We start from the raw sequence: 15,557 nt of genomic DNA, 5'->3' as shown, positions 1-15,557 counted from the left end.
CATGGAACTGGATGCCTTAACGCTGGCGCGTGCCCAGTTTGGTGCCAATATCAGCTTTCATATTCTGTTTCCCAGCATCAATATCGCACTGGCCTGGGTATTGTTGTTCTTCAAGCTGCGCTATCTGCGTACCGGCAAGCAGGCGTGGATGGATGCCTATGGCTTCTGGGTGAAGATCTTCGCGCTGTCTTTCGCGCTGGGCGTGGTCAGCGGCGTCACCATGAGCTTTCAGTTCGGCACCAACTGGCCGGGCTATATGCAGACGGTGGGCAATATTGCCGGCCCGCTGCTGGCATATGAAATCCTCACGGCGTTTTTCCTGGAGGCGGGCTTTCTCGGCATCATGCTGTTTGGCCGGCCACGGGTGTCCGAGCGGGTGCATACCTTTGCCACGCTACTGGTGGCCTTTGGCAACAGCTTGTCGGCTTTCTGGATCATCGCACTCAATTCCTGGATGCAAACCCCGGCCGGGTTCGTGATGAAGGATGGCCGCGCCCATGTGAGCGACTGGCTGCAGGTGATCTTCAATCCGTCCATGCCTTACCGGCTGACTCACATGCTGCTGGCCTCCGGCCTGACTGTAGCCTTCCTGCTGGCCGGGCTGTCGGCTTACCGTCAACTGAAAGGGGATCGCAGCGCGGGCAATGGCGCAGCGCTGAAAACCGGGGTCCGGCTGGCGGCACTGCTGATTCCCTTGCAGATTCTGGTGGGCGATGCGCACGGCCTGAATACCATGGAGCACCAGCCGGCCAAGCTGGCGGCCATCGAAGGGGTGTGGCATACCGAGCGCGGCGCGCCCCTGCTGCTGTTTGCCCTGCCCAATGCCGATACCCAGCGTAACGATTACGCCGTGGGTATTCCGTATCTGGCCAGCATGATCATCAAGCATGATCCGGACGGCGAAATCCGCGGTCTGAACGAATTTGCCCAGCATCCGCCGGTGGCCAAGGTGTTCTGGAGTTTCCGCGTAATGGTGGGGGTGGGGGTGCTGATGTTGCTGACTGCCTGGTTTGGCGCCTGGCAGCTACGTCGGGACAGACCTGCTGCCCGGCTGGACCGGCGTCTGCTGTGCTGGCTGGTGGGCATGACCTTTGCCGGCTGGGTGGCCACGCTGGCGGGCTGGTATGTCACCGAGATCGGCCGCCAGCCCTGGTTGGTAACCGGTGTGCTGACCACGGCGCAAGCAGCGGGGCAGGCCACTACCAGCATGGTGGCCGGGTCGCTGCTCACTTATCTGGCACTGTATGCCGGCCTGCTGCTGGCTTATGTCTCGGTGCTGTTTCATCTGGCCAAAAAAGCGGCAGGACAGGCTGATGCTGCTGTCGTGCTGCAGGAGGTGCAGGCATGAACGCTGCTTACTGGTTGCCGGTGATCTTCGCCGGATTGATGGGTCTGGCCATGCTGGTGTATGTGGTGCTGGATGGCTTTGACCTGGGGGTGGGCTTGTTGCTGCCGCTGGCGGACGATGCCGGCAAGGACCGCATGGTGGCCAGTATCGGCCCGTTCTGGGATGCCAATGAAACCTGGCTGGTGCTGGGGGCGGGGCTGTTACTGGTGGCCTTTCCCATGGCGCATGGCGTGGTGTTTGGTGCGCTGTATATTCCGGTGCTGCTGATGCTGGTGGGGCTGATCCTGCGCGGGGTGGCCTTCGACTTTCGCGTCAAGGCGCGCGACCCGCACCGCCCCTGGTGGAATGCCATTTTCGCGCTGGGTTCGCTGCTGGCCTCGCTGGCGCAAGGGGTGATGCTGGGGCGTTACCTGACTGGCTTTGCCGAGGGCGTGCTGCCCTGGCTGTTTGCCTTGCTGGTGGGGGCCGGGCTGAGCGCGGCTTATGCCTTGCTCGGCGCCTGCTGGCTGATCATGAAAACCGATGGCCCCTTGCAGGCCCGGGCCATCGGCTGGGCGCGCCATAGTGTGGCGGGCGCGGCCTTGGCGGTATTGCTGGTGTCGGGGGTGACGCCGCTGGTGAATCCGGCGATTGCCGCCAAATGGTTTGCCCTGCCGCAGTTATTCCTGCTGCTGCCTTTGCCGCTGGGTACAGTTGCCCTGTTTGCCCTGCAGCTGATCATCCTGCCGCGGCTGGCGCGCCGCCAGGCTGTCGGCAATGACCGCTACTGCTGGCTGCCTTTTGCCGCCACCGTGGGTATTGTGCTGCTGGCCTTCTGGGGGCTGGCCTATAGTGTGTTTCCGCAGGTGGTGATCGGGCGCATGGATATCTGGCAGGCAGCCAGCGATCCGGAGGCCTTGTGGATCATCCTGTGGGGCGCCTTGCTGGTGCTGCCTTGCATCATCGCTTATACCGCCTTTGCCTACCGGGTGTTCTGGGGCAAAGCCGACAGCCTGAGCTACCAGTAAGTCTGCGCGGGCACCGGCTCATGCTGTTTAAGACCCGACTTGCCCGGCAGGTCGGGTTTTGTCATGCATGCGTCACATCGGCGACGGATAATGCGCGCTTTTTGCCGCTTTAATGCAAGATGGCGCATGCTGCTCTGGTGAGATCTGCATGCCTGCCATGTTCATGCCAAGCCATATCGGCACCGGCCAACTGCCGCCGCTGCCTGTCCAACCATTGCAAGCGTCTTGATGGAGAAAATCGATGTCCCAGCTACAGCTGCGAAGCCCCTGGCCTTATCCTGCCGTGGTGGCACACCGGGGTGGTGGGGCCATGGCTCCGGAAAATACCCTGGCCGGTTTTCGCGCCGGCATTGCTCATGGCTACCGCGCTGCCGAATGCGATGTGAAGCTGTCGGCAGACAATGTCTGCTTCCTGTTGCATGACGATGCGGTCGACCGCACCAGTAATGGCCAGGGTCTGGCTGCCGAGCTGAGCATGGCCAGCCTGGCGCAGCTGGATGGCGGGGCATGGAAGGGGGCGGCTTTTGCCGGCGAGGCCCTGCCCACTTTCGCCAATGTGGCCGCTTATTGTCAGGCTCAGGGCATGCTGCTGAACGTGGAAATCAAACCCTGCCCGGGACGTGAAGAGGAAACCGGCCGGCTGGTGGCGCAGGAGGCGGCACGCTTGTGGGCTGGTGCGGCGGTGCCGCCGCTATTGTCATCATTCAGTGCCGAAGCCCTGCGCGCGGCACAGCATGCGGAACCGGCGCTGCCACGCGCCTGGCTGGTGGAAGAGGTGCCGGCCAACTGGCAGGCCATGCTGCAGGAAATGGACTGCATTGCCCTGCATTGCGACCACAGCACCCTGACGCGTGAGCAAGCCACCGCCATCAAGGCCGCCGGTTACCAGTTGCTGTGTTACACGGTGAACGAGCTAGCGCGGGCGCGTGAAATCATGGGCTGGGGCGTGGACAGTGTCTGTACCGACCGGCTGGATCTGCTACCGGCCGTCAGGTAAGCCGCTGCTGGGCGGCTGATCAGAAATTCATCATCTGCTGCGCTTCATCGCGGTTGAAATACTTGCGGAAGATTTTCAGCATGCTGCCATCGCGGCGCATGCTGTTGATGATTTCGCGCCAGCGCTCCTGCTGTTCCGGTGAAATGGTCTTGCGCGACATGATCAGCCCGTGCGGGGTGGGCTGGTCGTTGGTTTCCATGATGCGCACCAGCTTGCCCACCTGGTATTTGTCCAGATCCGAATAGTCGAACGGCTCGATGATGATGGCCTGGGTACGCCCCTGGCGCAGGTTCTGGTACAGGGCATCGTAGTCGTAGCTGCCGATCAGCCGCCCTTCACGGTCCAGCGCATCTACCAGCTGGTTGATGGTGTCGCTGTAGCGGAAGCTGAGAATCCCTCCCAGCTTGAGATCACTGCGTTTTTCAAATTCGGCCAGACTCTGCACGGCCGCATCCTTGCGCACGATCAGGCTGTATTTGTCGGCGAAATACCAGGCAAAAGCCGCAAAGCGTTCGCGTTCCTCGTTGGTGATGCCGGACAAGCTGAAGTCCAGGTTGCCGCTTTCCAGCAGTTTCCAGATGCGTGAGCGTGGCAGCAGGCTGATTTCCACGTGGCAGCCGCTGCGGCGTATCAGCTCGTCCGCCACGTCCTTGTCGATGCCGCTGCGGCTGCTGGCGTTATACAGCAAGCCGTGTTCGTGCAGCGCCAGGGTATAGCTGCGGCTGCAATCCGGGCCGGCAGCCTGCGCCAGTGGCGGCAGGCAGAACAGCAGGCCAAGGGCAAGGCGCAGGAAATGAGAGGACATGCAAGGCTCCATGAACTGATTCAGCTGTCAGGATAGCAGAAGGGGAATACAGCCACTTTACGCCTGCAGCGTCGGCTATGGGTTTGTCCGCTTGCCTGTTGGCTGGGAAACGTGGATTGCCGGTTATTATTTGCGTCAATATAATTAGCTGACTAATTATTTGATGGAGCAAGGCATGAGTCAGTCGCATCAGGAAGTGGCCGAGTTGCTGGGTGCGGTACCCAAGGCCTGGCGGGCGCTGCTGGACCAGCGGCTGCGACCGTATGGTTTTTCCCAGGCCACCTGGCAGGTCTTGCTCAAGCTGGGCCGTGCGGGCGAGCCCTTGCTGCAAAACGAGCTGGCGGCGCGTGTCGGCATCGAACCGGCTTCGCTGGTGCGCCTGCTGGATGTATTGCAAGCCGATGGCTGGATTGTCCGTCAGCAGGATGAGCAGGACCGTCGCGCCAAACGGATTTGCCTGACGGCCAAGGCAGAGCAGCTGTCCGGTGAACTGCTGCAGGTAGCCGATGCACTCAAGGCCGAGTTGCTGGGCGGGCTGGATGCGCAGGAATTGCAAACCTGTATCAAGGTGCTGGCACAAATCCGCGCCGCTGCCGAGCAGGCCCAGGAGCCGACAGCGTGAGCAAGCGGCTGTTGGTGACCGTGGCGGTGATGGCGGCCACGGTGATGCAGGTGCTGGACACCACCATCGTCAACGTCGCCCTGCCGCAGATGCAGGGTGAGCTGGGCGCGACATCTGACCAGATCAGCTGGGTGCTGACCAGCTATCTGGTGGCTTCCGCCATCTGCATGCCGCTCACCGGTTTTCTGACCGACCGGCTGGGGCGGCGGCGCTATCTGCTATTGTCGATCAGCGGTTTTGTGCTGGCCTCCATGCTGTGCGGTGTGGCGCTGAATCTGGGGCAGCTGGTGGCTTTCCGTCTGTTGCAAGGGGTGTTTGGCGCGGCACTGGTACCCTTGTCGCAGGCCATCATGGTGGATAACTATCCGCGCGAGCAGCGGGGCAAGGCCATGGCCATCTGGGGTATGGGGGTGATGGTGGGGCCGATTGCCGGGCCCACACTGGGCGGCTGGCTCACCGATATGTTCGACTGGCGCTGGACTTTCTTCATCAATCTGCCGGTGGGGCTGCTGTCGCTGTTGCTGGCACGCCAGGTACCGGACACACCCCGGCGCGAGCGCGGCATGGACTGGCTGGGCCTGATGATGATTTCACTGGCTATCGGCGGCATCCAGTATGTGCTGGACCGTGGCAATGGCGATGACTGGTTCTCCAGCCGTGGCATTGTCACGGCGGCGGTATTGGCCATGGTTGGCGCGGTGGGTTTCATCTGGCGCGGGCTGTCCAGCGGGGCTCACCCACTGTTCGACCTGCACATGTTCAAGGACCGCAACTTTGTTGCCGCCAGCATCGTCATCGCTGCGCTGGGCCTGTCGATGTACGGGGCGATGGTGATCCAGCCCATCATGCTCGAAGGGCTGTTTCACTACCCCACGCTGGATACCGGCCTGATCATGGCACCGCGCGGCATCGCCAGCCTGGTGAGCATGATGATCGTGGGCCGGCTGATTGGCCGGGTGGATTCTCGCTATCTGATTGGCAGTGGTTTGCTGATCGGGGCCTGTGGTACCTGGGTCTGTACGCACTACAATCTGGACACCAGTCCCTTCTGGTTTGCCTGGCCGGTGCTGTTGCAAGGCTTTGGGCTGGGGATGATCTACGTGCCGCTGTCGGCCATGGCCATGTCCACCTTGCCGGCACGCTTGTCGGCCGAGGCAGCGGGGCTGTTTAGCCTGTTGCGTACCATGGGCTCCTCGGTGGGTATTGCCATTGTCAGTACGGCTTATTCACGCGGTGAGCAGTCGGCCTGGAATGCCATGGTGGGGCAGTTCAATCTGTATAACCCGTGGCTGAGCGACTATCTGGCGCGCATGGGCAAGACCAGCCTGGACAGCACTGCCGCCGTGCAACTGGCGGCCGAGCTGCAGCGTCAGGCGCTGATGGTGTCGATTGTCGATGTGTACTGGCTGATTACCTACAGCTTTCTGGCGATGCTGCCCTTGCTATTGCTGCTCAAGCCGCGCCAGGCAGCTGCAGATGCGCCTGCGGTGGAAGTGGTGATGCACGAATAGCCGGCGGTGAGCGGGCAATAAAAAACGGCGACCCGCGGGTCGCCGTTTTTGCTGCCTGCACTGAGGCGATTACTTGTTCAGGTGCGGCGCGATGGTAGCCAGCAGCTGGGCCAGCACCTTGGGGTTGGCAGCCACGATATCGCCGGATTCCAGCCATTCCTGTTCGCCGGTCAGGTCGGTGACGATGCCACCTGCCTCTTGCACGATCAGGCTGCCGGCAGCGATATCCCACGGCTTCAGGTTCAGTTCCCAGAAACCATCCACGCGACCGCAGGCTACATTGCACAGGTCGAGCGAGGCTGCGCCTTCGCGACGTACGCCGGCGGTTTTGCCCAGCACATCCTTGAGCATGCCCAGGTATTGGTCGATATAGCTTTGGTCGGAAACCGGGAAGCCGGTGGCAATCACGCATTCGTTCATCATGAAGCGCTTGGAGACACGGATACGGCGGTCATTCAGGAAGGCGCCCACGCCACGGCTGGCGGTGAACAGGTCGTTGCGGCTGGGGTCGTATACCACGGCCTGCTGTACCTGGCCCTTGTGCGCCAGGGCGATGGAAATGGCGTATTGCTGATGGCCGTGCAGGAAGTTGGTGGTGCCGTCGATGGGGTCGATGATCCACTCGAATTCGGAGGAGCCCACGCCTTTGGCGCCGGACTCTTCTGCTAGAATGGCGTGCTTGGGATACGCCTCAAGAATCATGTCGACGATGGCCTGCTCGGCAGCGCGGTCCACATCGGTCACAAAGTCATTGTGCTTTTTCTTTTCTACGCGAATGGTATCGAGGTTAAGCGACGCGCGCTGGACAACACTGCCAGCACGGCGAGCGGCTTTAACCGCGATATTGAGCATCGGATGCATTGACGGCCTCTAGAACGGATAGCAGATGTCAGCCAACACGGCTCGACATCTGACGGTAACAATCTGGGTTAAGGAACAAAAAAAGCCGACGCGAGTGCGCGGGCTTTTTGATATGCCCGCTATTTTAATGTGAAACCGCTGATGAATAAACCCCAAGTACCTGATTTTCTGAAAAACATTCGTGTGGTGTTGGCCCGGCCCAACCATCCGGGCAATATCGGCTCGGCCGCCCGTGCCATGAAAACCATGGGTCTGACCCGGCTGTATCTGGTGGAGCCCAAGGTGTTTCCCAGCGATGAAGCCAATGCGCTGGCTTCCGGTGCGGTGGATGTGCTGGAGAGCGCGACTGTGGTGTCCAGCCTGGCCGAGGCCCTGGGCGACGTCACCGTGGCCTGCGCGCTGACCAGCCGCCGTCGCGAGCTGACCACGCCCTTGTCCACTCCGCGTGAAACCACGCCCGAGCTGGTAGCCCGCGCGCGGGATGGTGAACAGGTGGCGCTGGTGTTTGGCAATGAAACCTTCGGCCTGTCGATTGAAGAAGTGGAGCAGTGCAACCGGCTGGTCACCATCCCCGGCAATCCGGATTATTTCTCGCTCAATCTGGCGATGGCGGTGCAGGTGATGACCTACGAGCTGTTCAGCCATACCGGGGTGGATGTGGAATACCTGCGCCCGGAAAGCGAAACCGCCAGCCTGGGCGAGGTGGAAGGCTTCTGCCAGCATCTGGACCAGACCATGGACGCCATCGGCTATTACCGCCGCCGCAACAGCGAACGGCTGATGCGCCGCATGCGTGCGCTGTTCAATCGTTCCGGCATGCTGCGCGACGAGGTCGACATCCTGCGCGGCCTGATGAAACAGATTCAGCGCGTGGCAGATGGCCATGAGCACGACGGCGAAGCCTGAGCGCGGTTTTCATCTCCCCTACACGCAGCCGGCGCTGCGTGATCTGGCTTTTCTGCTGACCTCGCCTGCGCCCTGGGATAGTGGCCGCAATCTCTCGCCCGCGCAGTTGCTGGGGGAGCAGGGCGAGTCCCTGCTGGCGGCGCTGGAGCAAGATCCGGCTTCGCTCACACACTGGCTGGCACAACAGCCTTGCCAGCGGCTTGGCCACTATGCCGAGCGCCTGCTGGCTTTCTGGTTCCGGCTGGCGCCGCATATCGAACTGGTGGCGGCCAATCTACCGGTGCGTGACGCTGCCGGTCGCACCATCGGCGAGTTCGATTTCCTGATCCGGCTGGATGGCGTGCCGCTGCATGTGGAAACCGCCAGCAAATTCTATCTGCAACTGGGGCATGGCCCGGACACCCTGGTTGGCCCCAGCCTGCGTGATGCCTGGCCGCTCAAGGCCGCCAAGCTGCAGGAACAACTGCAACTGGCCGGTCATCCAGCGGCTGCCCGTGTCTTGCCGCCCGGTTTTGCCGGCTGTGCCAGTGCAGCGCGACTGGCCGGCTGGTTCTTCTATGCCGACATGCCGGCACCCCTGGCTGAACCTTTGGCGGCAGATCAACTGCAGGGCTGGATCAGCCCGCTGCAGCAGCCCTGGCCAAGTTTTTCCAGCGGAGGACGCTGGGTATGGCTGTCGCGGCTGGGCTGGCTGGCCCCGGCACGGGTAGAGCAGGGCATGGTTCGTGAACAGGACAGCCTGCGCCAAGAGCTGTTGCAGGCGGCGGTGCCACAGCTGGTGGCCGAATTGCTGCCGGTAGGCAATGGTTACTGGGAGGAGGTGGCACGTGGCTTTGTGGTGCCGCCGGGCTGGCCGCAACAGGAGCGGCTGCAGGATTTGCTGGCCACGATTGATGGCAGGCCCGCGCCATGAAACGCTTGCTGATTGTCTACGCCAGCCAGACTGGCCACACCCTGCAACTGCTCGATGCCTTCTGTCAGCCGCTATTGCCACTGTGCGCAGAGCTCAGCATCAGCCGGCTCTCGGCCGAAGCGGCGGATCTGGATGACTTGCTGGCGGCTGATGCCATCGTGCTGGCAACGCCGGAGAACTTCGGCTATATGGCGGGTAAAGTGAAGGATTTTTTTGATCGCACCTATTATCCGGCACAAGGCAAAACCGAAGGACTGCCCTACCTGATGCTGGTGTCAGCGGGCACGGATGGTTTGGGGGCGATCCAGGCCATGCGGCGTATTGCTTGTGGTTATGGCTGGAAGGAAGTCTTGCCACCCTTGCTGGCCCAGGGCGAGGTATTGCCGCAGCATCGAGAACAGGCGATGGAGCTGGGCGAGATGCTGGCTGCAGGCATGCTGGTGGGGCGCTGGTAGCGCTGGGCTGGCGGCTAAGTCGCCCGGACTAGGTCTTCAGACGAATGGTCGGCGCTGCCCGTCATGCGCAAGATGCAAAAACACCGCAGGCTGCCGGCAAGCAGGGCTGCGGTGTTCCTGATGTGGTGTTGCTTCAGACGCCGTTGGCGTGCGTGCAGCCGGCGATCAGGTCTTTCAGTGCATCGGCCTTGATCAGCTGGATGTGCTTGTGATCAACACTCAGCCAGCCCTGCTGCTGGAACTTGGACAGCGTACGGCTGACGGTTTCCAGTTTCAGGCCGAGGAAGCTGCCGATTTCCTCACGGCTCATGCGCAGGATGAAATCGTTGGCGGCAAAACCGCGTGTGGACAGACGCTGCGACAGATTGAGCAGGAAGGCGGCCAGGCGTTCTTCTGCCTTCATATTGCCCAATAGCAGCATGACATTCTGGTCGCGCACGATTTCGCGGCTCATCAGCCGGAAAAAGTGGTGCTGCAGGCTGGGAATGTCGCGCCCCAGGCTTTCCATGCGGTTGAAGGGCAGCTCGCAGACTTCGCTGTCTTCCAGCGCAATGGCGTCGCAGCCATGCACATTGGAAGAAATGCCATCGAGGCCCATCAGTTCGCCGGACATCAAAAAGCCGGTGACCTGTTCGCGACCGTCCTGACTGGCGACGCTGGTTTTGAAGAAACCGGTACGCACTGCGAACAGGGACTTGAAGCCCTCGCCGCTGCGGAACAGGTACTCGCCGCGCTTGAGGCGGCGGCTCTGACGGATCACGGCATCCAGCTGCGTCATTTCGTCGCGGTTCAGCCCGATGGGCAGGCAGAGTTCGCGCAGGCTGCAGTTGGAGCAGGACACCTTCAGTGCGTGAATAGTGTGTTGGTTTTGGTCAGACATCGAGTGTTTTGTACAACCCTGTAAAGAAGCTTGACCCTTGTCAAAGCGGAATTCACACGTTTTCCGCAAATTTACCAGTCCACCTGACGTTTGACTATCAATACCCGACGACATGCACACCACCCATCCGTTTTCGCCTACCCACTGTGAGTTCGACCGAGCATTGATCGAACGTCTTGATGGCTCTGGCCCAAGATACACTTCTTACCCGACTGCCGACCGTTTTACGCCGGCGTTTGGCGAGAAGGACTATAAACACTGGCTGAAGCAACGCCACCTGGGCATGCATCAGAACGCAATATCATTGTACGTTCATATACCGTTCTGCAACACGGTATGTTACTACTGCGGCTGCAACAAGATCATCACCAAAGACAAAAGCCGCGCCGATCGCTACCTCGACTACCTGGAAAAAGAAATCAAGCTGGTGGCCGCCTCGCTGGGCTGTCGCGAAAAGCTGATCCAGCTGCATTTCGGCGGTGGTACCCCCACTTTCCTGTCCGATGAACAGCTGGACCGGCTGATGGGCATGTTGCGCACTCACTTCGAATTTTTGCCGGAGGGAGAGTATTCCATCGAGATCGATCCGCGCAAGGTGGGCCGCGAAACCGTGCATCACCTGGCGCGTCTGGGTTTCAACCGCATGAGCGTGGGCATTCAGGATTTCGACCCGCAGGTACAGCAGGCGGTCAATCGGGTGCAGAGCGAAGCCGAGACACTGGAAGTGATCGATGCCGCCCGCGAGGCAGGCTTCAAGTCGGTCAGTGTGGATCTGATCTACGGCCTGCCGCTGCAGACGCGTGCATCGCTGAAAGCCACGCTGGACAAGGTGATTGCCATCAGCCCGGACCGGCTGGCGCTGTACAACTATGCCCACCTGCCCACGGTGTTCATGCCGCAACGACGCATCAACGAGGCGGATCTGCCGGCCGCCAGCACCAAGCTGGACATCCTGCAGGACGCGGTCAAAAGCCTGGCGGATGCCGGCTATGTATTTATCGGCATGGACCACTTTGCCAAGCCGGAAGACGACCTGGCCATCGCCCTGCGCCAGGCCCGCCTGCAGCGCAATTTCCAGGGCTATTCCACCCATGCCGACTGCGACATGATCGGCCTTGGGGTATCGTCCATTGGCAAGGTTGGCCCCTGTTACAGCCAGAACGAGAAAGACCTGGACAGCTATTACGCCGCGCTGGACGAGGGCCGGCTGCCGGTCATGCGCGGCATGGTGCTGGATCAGGACGACATCCTGCGGCGTGGCATTATTCAGGCGCTGATGTGCCGCTTCTCGCTGTCGGTAGAGGCCATCGAGCAGGTGCACGGCATCAATTTTGCTGAGTATTTTGCTGCCGAGCTGCCGGCGATCCGCGAATATCACAAGCTGGGTCTGCTGACTTTTGACGGTGATTTCCTGATGGTGGAACCCAAGGGCCGCTTCCTGATCCGCAATATCGCCATGCTGTTCGACCGCCATTTGCGCGAGCGAGAGACCAAGGCACGCTATTCCAAGACAATCTGACCCCACTGTTATTGCTGTTTTTCCAAGGGGAAACCCTGAAAAAAAGCCTGAAAAAAAGCCCGCGCACAGCGGGCTTTTTGTTTGAAAAGTGATGGTTTTTTACAACAAATTGCAGAGCGTGGATCAGCCTTCAGTCGCCTCATCTGGCGCAGCTGGCGGATTTTGCTGTCGGTGCAGCCGAATAATTGCCTCTCCGGTGGGACTGGCGACGATATCGCGCAGGGAATAACCATCCAGCACCGTGAAAAACGCTTGCAGGCCGACGTCCAGTGCCGACTTGAGACGGCAATCCTGGCGCAATGCGCAAGGGGGCGTGGCGCAGTCGATCAGGGCGGCATTACCCTCCAGGGTGCGGATGATGCCACCCAGCCGGTAGTGCTCCGGCGGCTGGGCCAGCGCCAGGCCTCCACCCTTGCCGCGACTGGTGAGCAGCCAGCCTTGCTGTCCCATGAAATGCACCACCTTGACCAGATGGTTGCGCGATATGGCAAAGCGCTCGGCGATTTCGCTGATGGTGACGGCCTGTTCGCGATCGCGGTGGGTCAGGTACATCAGCACGCGCAATGCCAGATCGGTGAAACGGTTCAGTTGCATGGGCAAAAAGGGTAAAGGCGGTGCCGCGCAGGATACTCCGCACGGCCCACCCTCACAATGCGCTGCGGCAAACCATGTGCATCTGGCAATCAGTCGCTGGCCATGGCATTGGAGCCGAATACTTCCATGTGAATGCGCGCTGCGGCCACACCGCAGGCGCGCAGCTGTGCGCGCTGCTGTTGCATGAAGGCTTGCGGGCCACACAGGTAGTAGTCGGCATCTTCCAGCAGGGCGTGTTCGCGGATGGCTTCGGCATCGATGCGGCCGGCACGCTGGTAGTCCAGGCCTGGCTGGTCTGCGTCTTGCGGGCATTCATAAAACACCGTGCTGCTCAGTGCCGGGTGCTGTGCTGCCAGTTGGCCGACTTCCTGTTTCATGGCATGGACCTGGCCGTGGCGGGCGGCATGCAGATAGCGGATGGGACGCTGGCTGCCGCTTGCCAGCAGATGCTTGAGCATGGACAGCAGCGGGGTCTGGCCTACGCCGGCACTGATCAGCACCACCGGGGTAGTGCGATCCTGATGCAGCACGAAGTCACCGAAGGGCGGCGACACCTGCAGGATGTCGCCTTCGCCCAGCTCTGCGTGTAGTTGCCCGGAAACCTTGCCAGCCGGGGCTTCCTCCTGTGCTGCTTCGCGCTTGACCGAAATGCGCAGCCAGTCTTTGCCGGGAGCATCGGACAAGCTGTACTGGCGTGGCTGGCACAGTCCCCATTCCGGGATAAAGCGTTGTACCGATACATACTGACCGGGTTGGAAGTCGGGCAGCGCGCCACCATCGGCGGGGTGCAGGTAGAAAGAGGTGATTTCCGCACTTTCCTGCTGTTTGTTCACCACCCGGAATGGCCGCCAGCCGCTCCAGCCGCCGGGCTGGGTGGCTGCGCGCTGGTACAGGCTGTTTTCCAGATTGATCAGCAGCTCGGCCAGTTGCTGATAGGCCGCGGCCCAGGCTTCCAGCAGGCTGTCCGGAGCGGCCTCTTCGCCCAACACTTCGCGGATGGACGCCAGCAGATGCTTGCCGACAATCGGGTAGTGCTCGGCACGGATGCCCAGGCTGGTGTGCTTGTGGGCCACCCGTTCCAGTACCGGCAGCAGTACTTCGGGGGCATCGATATGTTCGGCATAGGCAGCCACGGCCATGGCCAGGGCTTGTTGCTGCTGGCCGGCATGCTGGTGACCCTGGTTGAAGATGTTTTTCAGTTCCGGGTTGTGCTGGAACATGCGTTGGTAAAAGTGGCTGGTCAGCACTACACCATGCTGTTTCAGGATGGGGGCTGTGGCTTTGACCTGCTGGCGGGTGAATACGTCTAACATGGCAGTTCCTTATGATGTTTTAAAAATACATCTTTATCGACGCACGCTGCTGTGCAGAACAGATTGTGCTGCCGTTAAAAATGTAAAAATAATACATCTTTAAAATGGTGTTGTCACCAGTGATGGCAAGAGCATCGCTCTGTGATTAATTCCGGCAAAAACCATGGTTAGAAGAGGTGTGGCGAAATTTTACGCCTATAAATGAAAGGCTTGCCCACCATATAAAAGACATAGGGCAAGGCCAATATCCCAGAGGAGTTGTCCATGTTCCGTCTTGTTGCGCGCTGGATGCAGCGCTTGAGTTACCCCACGCGCTTTGCGGTGATAGGGGCTGTCTTTGCCATTGCACTGGTTTATCTCACCTACGGGCTGTATCGCAGTAATCAGGACAATGTCGATTTCTCCAGCAAGGAAGTGATCGGGGTGCAGTACCTGAAGCCGGCGATGAGCCTGCTGCTGGCACTGGAGCAGGAACAGGCGCAGCATGCCGCTGCCAGCGACAAGGCCGCGCTTTCCTCCGGACTGGAGGAGCAATGGCAGCGCATGCAGCAGACCCACCAGCAACTGAATGGGAGTCTGGGGTTGGACAAGGGCTGGGCTGCGCTGGAGGGGGCGTGGCAGAAGCTGAAAGGCACACCGGAGCTGGCCAATTATCAGGGAATGGCCGGCAGCTTGCTGGATCTGATCAGCATGGCCAGCGATCAGTCCAACCTGACACTGGACCCGGATATCGATACTTTTTATCTGATGGATGCGGTGACCGTGCAGTGGCCCAACTGGCTGAACCGCAGCACCCAGGCCAATGGCCTGCTGCTGGCGGCCAGAGGGCAGCCACTGACCGCCACTGCGCGGGATCAGGCTATCGGCCTGTCGCCACTGATCAGCGATAGCCTGCAAAACCTGCAACATGATCTGGCCAAGGCTAACGCCTATAACGCCACCGTCAAAGCCGGCTTTGCCGGAGCAGACGAGAAGCTGGCGGCACAGTCTGCCCTGAATGCGGGGGCTCTGGACAAGGCGATTTCCGGCCAGGCTGCTGCTGGCTCGGCCTTGTCTGCGGCGACGCTGGATACTGCCAGTCACTTTCAGCAGGCCGCCTTGCAGCAACTGGGCAGCCTGCTGGACGCCCGCATCGGCCGCATACAGTGGCAGCGCGATGTGTATCTGGCTTGCGCTGCTTTTGCCTTCCTGCTGTCTACTTATCTGTTTATTGCGCTATACCTGTCGATTACCGCCCAGCTGGGGGGCGAGCCGTTTTATGTGCAGAATGTGGTGGAGCAGATTGCCACCGGTCGGCTGGACACGCGTATCGAGCTGCAAGGCAAGGACGAAACCAGCTTGCTGGCGGCCATCCGCCAGATGCGCAATCAGCTGCGCGAGACGGTACAGCAACTGGTCGCGACATCACGACAGCTGGATGGTGCGGCCCATGACGTGGCGGATGGGGCCAGTCAGGTTGCCCATAGCAGCGACCGTCAGTCCGAAGCGGCTTCCAGCATGGCGGCGGCGGTGGAGGAGTTGAGTACCAGCCTGGCGGTGAGTGCCGAGCGTTCGGTCGAGGCACATGAGCTGTCGCGTAGCGCGGTGCAGCAGTCTGGCTCCGGTGCTTCGGTAATCCAGGGGGCGGGGCGCAGCATGGACAGCATCGTGCGCGAGATATCCACCGTGTCCGATACCATCCAGGTACTGAGCAAGCAGTCGGAGTCCATTGTCGGCATTGTCGATGTGATCCGCGACGTGGCCGATCAGACCAATCTGCTGGCACTCAATGCGGCGATCGAGGCAGCGCGGGCCGGCGAGCAAGGGCGTGGCTTTGCCGTGGTGGC

Annotated in this window: 15 protein-coding genes; 10 read left to right on the top strand and 5 right to left on the bottom strand. The window is 60.8% G+C overall.

Annotated elements, in window-relative coordinates; translation table 11 throughout:
* The first annotated feature begins 1 nt into the window (after position 1).
* The 3 genes from EAY64_RS14510 (at position 2) to ugpQ (ending at position 3,352) form a co-directional block, all read left to right on the top strand.
* Entirely contained in the window at positions 2–1,348 is a 1,347-nt protein-coding gene (locus EAY64_RS14510) for a cytochrome ubiquinol oxidase subunit I (protein WP_103525464.1), read from the top strand.
* Positions 1,345–2,355 (top strand): cytochrome d ubiquinol oxidase subunit II, encoded by a 1,011-nt coding sequence (locus EAY64_RS14505; protein WP_103525463.1) that lies wholly within the window; start codon positions 1,345–1,347, stop codon positions 2,353–2,355. The genes EAY64_RS14510 and EAY64_RS14505 overlap by 4 nt, the downstream gene beginning before the upstream one ends.
* 241 nt (positions 2,356–2,596) lie before the next feature.
* On the top strand, positions 2,597–3,352 hold the full coding sequence (gene ugpQ, locus EAY64_RS14500) for a glycerophosphodiester phosphodiesterase (protein ID WP_103525462.1): 756 nt from the start codon (positions 2,597–2,599) through the stop codon (positions 3,350–3,352).
* Between the two features lie 19 nt (positions 3,353–3,371).
* Here ugpQ and EAY64_RS14495 read toward each other — a convergent pair whose 3' ends face one another.
* Positions 3,372–4,157, bottom strand: a complete 786-nt coding sequence (locus tag EAY64_RS14495) for a substrate-binding periplasmic protein (RefSeq protein WP_103525461.1) — start codon at positions 4,155–4,157, stop codon at positions 3,372–3,374.
* Positions 4,158–4,332: 175 nt separating this feature from the next.
* Between EAY64_RS14495 and EAY64_RS14490 the strand changes: the two genes are divergently transcribed.
* Both EAY64_RS14490 and EAY64_RS14485 read left to right on the top strand, forming a co-directional pair.
* Positions 4,333–4,779, top strand: a complete 447-nt coding sequence (locus EAY64_RS14490) for a MarR family winged helix-turn-helix transcriptional regulator (RefSeq protein ID WP_103525460.1) — start codon at positions 4,333–4,335, stop codon at positions 4,777–4,779.
* Positions 4,776–6,290, top strand: coding sequence for a DHA2 family efflux MFS transporter permease subunit (locus tag EAY64_RS14485; RefSeq protein WP_199734457.1), 1,515 nt, complete (start codon positions 4,776–4,778; stop codon positions 6,288–6,290). The genes EAY64_RS14490 and EAY64_RS14485 overlap by 4 nt, the downstream gene beginning before the upstream one ends.
* Before the next feature lie 69 nt (positions 6,291–6,359).
* On the opposite strand, the gene EAY64_RS14480 is transcribed toward EAY64_RS14485, so the two are convergent.
* Complete coding sequence (locus tag EAY64_RS14480) at positions 6,360–7,151, bottom strand: inositol monophosphatase family protein (RefSeq protein WP_103525459.1); 792 nt, start codon at positions 7,149–7,151, stop codon at positions 6,360–6,362.
* 141 nt (positions 7,152–7,292) lie between these two features.
* On the opposite strand from EAY64_RS14480, the gene EAY64_RS14475 reads away from it, so the two are divergent.
* The 3 genes from EAY64_RS14475 to EAY64_RS14465 are packed head-to-tail and all read left to right on the top strand — an operon-like array spanning position 7,293 to position 9,425.
* Positions 7,293–8,057: an RNA methyltransferase gene (locus EAY64_RS14475; protein ID WP_103525458.1), complete on the top strand. Its 765-nt coding sequence runs from the start codon at positions 7,293–7,295 to the stop codon at positions 8,055–8,057.
* Positions 8,035–8,970, top strand: coding sequence for a DUF1853 family protein (locus tag EAY64_RS14470; protein ID WP_103525495.1), 936 nt, complete (start codon positions 8,035–8,037; stop codon positions 8,968–8,970). The genes EAY64_RS14475 and EAY64_RS14470 overlap by 23 nt, the downstream gene beginning before the upstream one ends.
* Complete coding sequence (locus tag EAY64_RS14465; RefSeq protein WP_103525457.1) at positions 8,967–9,425, top strand: flavodoxin family protein; 459 nt, start codon at positions 8,967–8,969, stop codon at positions 9,423–9,425. Before EAY64_RS14470 ends, EAY64_RS14465 begins: the two co-directional genes overlap by 4 nt.
* A 133-nt stretch (positions 9,426–9,558) precedes the next feature.
* Here EAY64_RS14465 and fnr read toward each other — a convergent pair whose 3' ends face one another.
* Positions 9,559–10,305 (bottom strand): fumarate/nitrate reduction transcriptional regulator Fnr, encoded by a 747-nt coding sequence (fnr, locus tag EAY64_RS14460; protein WP_059285224.1) that lies wholly within the window; start codon positions 10,303–10,305, stop codon positions 9,559–9,561.
* A 112-nt stretch (positions 10,306–10,417) separates the two neighbouring features.
* On the opposite strand from fnr, the gene hemN reads away from it, so the two are divergent.
* Positions 10,418–11,824: an oxygen-independent coproporphyrinogen III oxidase gene (hemN, locus tag EAY64_RS14455; RefSeq protein WP_103525456.1), complete on the top strand. Its 1,407-nt coding sequence runs from the start codon at positions 10,418–10,420 to the stop codon at positions 11,822–11,824.
* Positions 11,825–11,947: 123 nt separating this feature from the next.
* On the opposite strand, the gene EAY64_RS14450 is transcribed toward hemN, so the two are convergent.
* Both EAY64_RS14450 and hmpA read right to left on the bottom strand, forming a co-directional pair.
* Entirely contained in the window at positions 11,948–12,418 is a 471-nt protein-coding gene (locus EAY64_RS14450; RefSeq protein ID WP_103525455.1) for an RrF2 family transcriptional regulator, read from the bottom strand.
* Between the two features lie 89 nt (positions 12,419–12,507).
* On the bottom strand, positions 12,508–13,731 hold the full coding sequence (gene hmpA / locus EAY64_RS14445; protein ID WP_103525454.1) for an NO-inducible flavohemoprotein: 1,224 nt from the start codon (positions 13,729–13,731) through the stop codon (positions 12,508–12,510).
* Between the two features lie 264 nt (positions 13,732–13,995).
* On the opposite strand from hmpA, the gene EAY64_RS14440 reads away from it, so the two are divergent.
* Positions 13,996–15,557, top strand: a 1,562-nt coding sequence (locus EAY64_RS14440) for a methyl-accepting chemotaxis protein (RefSeq protein ID WP_147456234.1), incomplete at its 3' end; no start/stop codon positions are given.

This window comes from Aquitalea palustris (assembly GCF_003693445.1).
Lineage (GTDB): Bacteria > Pseudomonadota > Gammaproteobacteria > Burkholderiales > Chromobacteriaceae > Aquitalea > Aquitalea palustris.
Note: the sequence above shows the minus strand (reverse complement) of the source record. Positions and strands in the feature narration are given on the sequence as shown.

Bases quoted from the DNA above. Each gene is read 5' to 3' on its own strand.
- EAY64_RS14510 (WP_103525464.1), top strand. From the start codon at position 2: ATGGAACTGGATGCCTTAACGCTGGCGCGTGCCCAGTTTGGTGCCAAT.
- EAY64_RS14505 (WP_103525463.1), top strand. From the start codon at position 1,345: ATGAACGCTGCTTACTGGTTGCCGGTGATCTTCGCCGGATTGATGGGT.
- ugpQ (WP_103525462.1), top strand. From the start codon at position 2,597: ATGTCCCAGCTACAGCTGCGAAGCCCCTGGCCTTATCCTGCCGTGGTG.
- EAY64_RS14495 (WP_103525461.1), bottom strand. From the start codon at position 4,157: ATGTCCTCTCATTTCCTGCGCCTTGCCCTTGGCCTGCTGTTCTGCCTG.
- EAY64_RS14490 (WP_103525460.1), top strand. From the start codon at position 4,333: ATGAGTCAGTCGCATCAGGAAGTGGCCGAGTTGCTGGGTGCGGTACCC.
- EAY64_RS14480 (WP_103525459.1), bottom strand. From the start codon at position 7,151: ATGCATCCGATGCTCAATATCGCGGTTAAAGCCGCTCGCCGTGCTGGC.
- EAY64_RS14475 (WP_103525458.1), top strand. From the start codon at position 7,293: ATGAATAAACCCCAAGTACCTGATTTTCTGAAAAACATTCGTGTGGTG.
- EAY64_RS14470 (WP_103525495.1), top strand. From the start codon at position 8,035: ATGAGCACGACGGCGAAGCCTGAGCGCGGTTTTCATCTCCCCTACACG.
- EAY64_RS14465 (WP_103525457.1), top strand. From the start codon at position 8,967: ATGAAACGCTTGCTGATTGTCTACGCCAGCCAGACTGGCCACACCCTG.
- fnr (WP_059285224.1), bottom strand. From the start codon at position 10,305: ATGTCTGACCAAAACCAACACACTATTCACGCACTGAAGGTGTCCTGC.
- hemN (WP_103525456.1), top strand. From the start codon at position 10,418: ATGCACACCACCCATCCGTTTTCGCCTACCCACTGTGAGTTCGACCGA.
- EAY64_RS14450 (WP_103525455.1), bottom strand. From the start codon at position 12,418: ATGCAACTGAACCGTTTCACCGATCTGGCATTGCGCGTGCTGATGTAC.
- hmpA (WP_103525454.1), bottom strand. From the start codon at position 13,731: ATGTTAGACGTATTCACCCGCCAGCAGGTCAAAGCCACAGCCCCCATC.